The organism is Microbacterium sp. zg.Y909 (genome assembly GCF_024626565.1).
This window is the reverse complement of the sequence record NZ_JANJFJ010000301.1, coordinates 1-3,159: the sequence shown is the minus strand read 5'-3', so window position 1 is coordinate 3,159 and position 3,159 is coordinate 1. Positions and strand designations below refer to the sequence as shown.

Below are 3,159 nucleotides of genomic sequence, written 5' to 3'. Positions count from 1 at the left end.
ATCCGCAACCACCCGCCCGACCGCGACCGCGACGTCACCGTCGACACCGACACCGGCGCGATCCGGGTCGTCACGTCGGCCGTCGACAACCGCGTCGGCATCCGCGCCGCCTGGTCGCACCCGGGCACGCGTCTCGCCTTCTGGTCGCACTTCACGACGCCCTTCGCCGGGTCGGCGTTCGTCATGCTGTGGGGCTTCCCCTTCCTCACCGCGGGGGAAGGCCTGTCACAGGGGCAGGCGGCGCTCGTGACGACCGTGTACGTCCTGGCCGGCATCCTGATCGGGCCGATCATGGGGTCGCTGTCGAGCCGGGTGCCGACGCTCCGTTCCCGGGGGCTGGTGCTGCCCTCCATCGCGGTGCAGGCCGTGGCCTGGCTGATCGTCATCGCCCAGCCCGGACCCGCTCCGCTGTGGATGCTGCTCGGTCTCGCCGTCGCCCTGGCGATGGGCGGGCCGGCGTCGATGGTGGCCTTCGACCACGCCCGTACCCACAACCCCTCCCACCGGCTCAGCACGGCGACGGGCATCACCAACTCGGGCGGGTTCCTCGCGGGCCTCATCGCGGTGTTCCTGATCGGGGTCGCCCTGGACCTGCAGGGCGCGGGCACTCCGGAGACCTACACGCTGGATGCCTTCCGGCTCGCCTTCCTCACGCAGGTGCCGCTGTGGGTGGTGGGGTCGATCTTCATCGCCGTGGAGCGCAAGCGCACCCGCATCCACATCGGACTGGACAGCCCGCGCGCGCCGCGTCGGCGCCGTCGTCAGGCCACGCGCGGCGCGTAGCGACCGGACTTCTCCGCGCGTGCGCGGGCCTTGGCCGCTTCGTCCTCACGATTCTTCGGCGGCGCGACCGCGACGAGGTCTGCCAGCAGATGCCGCGTCGCGTGCTCCACGTCGGCGACGGCACGCTCGAAGGCCTGCTGATTCGCTTTGGACGGGTTGGTGGTGCCGGCGATCTTGCGCACGTACTGCAGCGCGGCGGCATGGACCTCGTCGTCGGTGGCGGCGGGTTCGAAGTTGTGCAGGGTGTGGATGTTGCGGCACATGCGGTCACCGTACGCTCAGGATGCCGGTGCTTCCAGCCCTTACTGTCGGAACGTGGAAGAACCCGCCCCGAACGAACCCGACGGCACGGTGACCGTGTTCACCCACGACGGAGCGCAGCTGGTGGTCGAGGCCACCGGCGCGGGCGCGCGCACGTTCGTGCTCGTGCACGGCATCGGCATGGGCCGCGGCGCCTTCGGCGATCTCATCGCGCACCTCGAGCCGCACGGACGGGTGCTGGCCCTGGACCTGCCGGGATTCGGTGCGGCCGAGGAGCCGCCCCGCGTGCCGTCGATCGAGCGGCTGGCCGACCTCGTCGCGGCGTACCTGCGTCAGCACGAGCCGGCCGGGCGCGAACTCGTCGCCGTCGGACACTCGATGGGCACGCAGGTCGTCACGGAGCTCGCCGTGCGGCATCCTGCGCTGGTCGATCGCATCGTGCTGGTCGCCCCGACGGTGGATGCCGCCGCCCGAGGCGCCTTGCCCCAGCTCGGCCGCCTGGCGCTGGATCTGCTCATCGAGAGCCCCAAAGTGGTCTTTCTCGGCGCCCGCGAGTACGTGCGAGCGGGACCGCGCCTGCGGCGCAAGACCCGGGCGATGCTCGCGCACCGCCCGGAGCTGTCCTACCCCAAAGTCACGGTCCCGGCGCTGGTCATCCGCGGCGAGAACGACGTCGTGTGCCCCCGCGCGTGGTGCGCGCGGGTCGCGGCCGCCCTGCGCACGCGCGTGGTGGAGATCCCCGGGCACGGACACGAGACGATGATCCGCGACGCCGCCCCGGCCGCCCGTGCGATCCTCGCCGAGCTGGGAGTTCAGCCCGTCGAGACCTGACGCGCCAGCTCTGAGATCTCGTCGTCGGGCAGGTGGATGCCGGACTGCTCGAGGCGCTGGCGCAGCACCTCGACGATGCGCTCGTGCGGCTCGATGGACACATCCGAGCGCGTCTGCGCGACGATCCCCGCGACCTTGTCGACCTCGGGCGCGTTGTTCTGCGCCATCGCCGGGAGTCGCTGCTCCTGCTCGCCGGAAAGGTCGGCCTGCTGCGTCTCGCTGACGGTGAGCGTGCCGCGGTGCTCGTCCTGCCCGTAGTGCTCGCTGCCGTCGTCGGTCACGCCGATGCCGACCGCCGCGTGGGTCGGCTCGGGCGCAGGGGCCGCGGAGCCGTCGACCGGAGCGGGCACGCCGTCCGGCCCGTCGCCGGCCTGCGTGGCGGGGTCCGCCGCGTCGGGGCTGTCCGCCGCCGTCTCGCGGAGGGCTGCCTCGTCGACACCGCCCTTGTCGGGCAGATTGTCACCGGTGTTGTCGAACTCGTTCTCGCGCTCGGTCATGATTCCTCAATTCCCAGGTCGGGGTCGGCTCCTCGGGACGGTGCGGGCGACTCCACGTCGCCGACGTCCACGGGCGCATCGGACAGATCGGGCGATCCCACGGAATCGGCGTTGCGTTCCCGCGCCTCGACGTCATCGATCCCTTCCCAGCCCCCGGGCGGGTCGGCGTTGATCACTCCCTCGGGCAGCTCCTGGTCCGCGTGGTCGGTCATGGTGCGCTCCTCTCGTCGCTGTCCCCACTCTGACCTCCACCCGGTCCGGGCGCACGGGGTTGACGGATGCACGCGCCCCGCGTAGGGCGGCGGCCTCAGGCTGTGCGGGCGGTGCGCAGGATGCCGCGGTGCTCGGGATGCCCCTCGAACCAGTCGGCGACGTACCAGCAGGTGGGGATCACGGTGCGGTCACCGCGGGACTCGAGTTCGGCGACGGCGCGCGAAACCACCTCTGCCGCATAGCCGTGGCCGCGGTGGGTGGGCACCGTGTAGGCGCGGGTCATCGCGACCGTGCGCCCGTCGTCGCGGTAATCCAGCACGCTGACGAGGTCATCGCCACGCAGTAGCGCCCAACGGGAGGCATCCGGCTGATTCTCGAAGCGCAGGTCCTTCATGCCGCCAGGCTACGCCTCGCGTGGGACAGCGGGGCCGCCGACGCGGCGCGGCGACGGGCCACCCGACGTCCCTCACGCGTGTGCCGCGAGCGTCACCGCCGCGGTGCCGTCGCGACGAGCCCGGCGCGCCAACGCTCGACCGCGCGCTGGCCCGAAAGCCGCACGATCGGCCACCCCTCC

Annotated in this window: 6 protein-coding genes; 2 read left to right on the top strand and 4 right to left on the bottom strand. The window is 72.3% G+C overall.

Annotation, left to right across the window (positions count from 1 at the left end; translation table 11 throughout):
• Positions 1 to 783, top strand: a 783-nt coding sequence (locus NQ160_RS17660; RefSeq protein ID WP_257516451.1) for an MFS transporter, incomplete at its 5' end; no start/stop codon positions are given.
• On the opposite strand, the gene NQ160_RS17655 is transcribed toward NQ160_RS17660, so the two are convergent.
• The gene (locus NQ160_RS17655; RefSeq protein ID WP_257516388.1) at positions 762 to 1,046 is read right to left on the bottom strand and encodes a DUF2277 domain-containing protein; all 285 of its coding nucleotides are present in this window, start codon (positions 1,044 to 1,046) and stop codon (positions 762 to 764) included. The genes NQ160_RS17660 and NQ160_RS17655 overlap by 22 nt on opposite strands.
• A 52-nt stretch (positions 1,047 to 1,098) precedes the next feature.
• Here NQ160_RS17655 and NQ160_RS17650 point away from each other — a divergent pair, with 52 nt between their 5' ends.
• Positions 1,099 to 1,875, top strand: coding sequence for an alpha/beta fold hydrolase (locus NQ160_RS17650; protein ID WP_257516450.1), 777 nt, complete (start codon positions 1,099 to 1,101; stop codon positions 1,873 to 1,875).
• Here the strand turns inward: NQ160_RS17650 and NQ160_RS17645 are convergent.
• From NQ160_RS17645 to NQ160_RS17635, 3 genes are all read right to left on the bottom strand, one after another.
• Positions 1,857 to 2,372, bottom strand: coding sequence for a hypothetical protein (locus NQ160_RS17645; RefSeq protein WP_257516449.1), 516 nt, complete (start codon positions 2,370 to 2,372; stop codon positions 1,857 to 1,859). The genes NQ160_RS17650 and NQ160_RS17645 overlap by 19 nt on opposite strands.
• The gene (locus tag NQ160_RS17640; protein WP_257516448.1) at positions 2,369 to 2,584 is read right to left on the bottom strand and encodes a hypothetical protein; all 216 of its coding nucleotides are present in this window, start codon (positions 2,582 to 2,584) and stop codon (positions 2,369 to 2,371) included. The genes NQ160_RS17645 and NQ160_RS17640 overlap by 4 nt, the downstream gene beginning before the upstream one ends.
• A gap of 95 nt (positions 2,585 to 2,679) precedes the next feature.
• Positions 2,680 to 2,979 (bottom strand): GNAT family N-acetyltransferase, encoded by a 300-nt coding sequence (locus NQ160_RS17635; protein WP_257516447.1) that lies wholly within the window; start codon positions 2,977 to 2,979, stop codon positions 2,680 to 2,682.
• Between the last annotated feature and the right edge of the window lie 180 nt (positions 2,980 to 3,159).